Source organism: Oleiphilus sp. HI0132, assembly GCF_001635845.1.
In genome coordinates this window covers 1-629 of the sequence record NZ_LWGJ01000143.1, presented here as the reverse complement: position 1 = coordinate 629, position 629 = coordinate 1, and the positions used below count along the sequence as shown (strand labels likewise).

Annotated in this window: 1 protein-coding gene; it reads right to left on the bottom strand. The window is 46.7% G+C overall.

The window, feature by feature from the left end:
- Positions 1-550, bottom strand: a 550-nt coding sequence (locus A3766_RS01845; protein ID WP_197479178.1) for a cbb3-type cytochrome c oxidase subunit I, incomplete at its 3' end; no start/stop codon positions are given.
- Positions 551-629: the final 79 nt, after the last annotated feature.

The following is a 629-nucleotide window of genomic DNA, read 5'->3' as shown; positions in this document are numbered from 1 at the left end:
ATGATATGCCTAATACATGAAGAGTAAAGATCAGCAGATCCATCCCCATTCCCGCTTGAACAGATAAGGGAGGGTACAAGGTCCAGCCTGTATTGACGGGGGCGCCGCCACCGAAAAACGGTACGATGACTGACAAAATAAGCAGGGCAGCCCCGGCGGGTAATAGCCAGAAACTCAAGTTATTTAAGCGTGGCAATGCCATATCTGGCGCACCGATTTGAAGTGGGATCATCCAATTCGCCATACCAGCTGCGGCAGGCATGACAACACCAAAGACCATAATCAAGGCATGTGTAGTGACCATGTTATTGAAAAGGTCAGGCTCCAAAAACTGCAAGCCAGGAAAGTACAACTCTGCTCTAATGAGCATTGCCATACCACCACCCAAAAATAACATAATGAGAGAAAACACCAGGTACATGGTACCAATATCTTTATGGTTAGTGCTGAATAACCAGCGGCCTATACCCTTCGGTGGCTCATTGTGGTGATCATGATCGGCGCTTGAAACGTCCTGATTTTGTTCATCAATTGTAATAGTAGAACTCATTGATTATCTCCTCCTAGCGCGCCGCTTTGACATCAGCTGGTTGCACAACATCACCTGTGTTATTACCCCAGGCATTTCT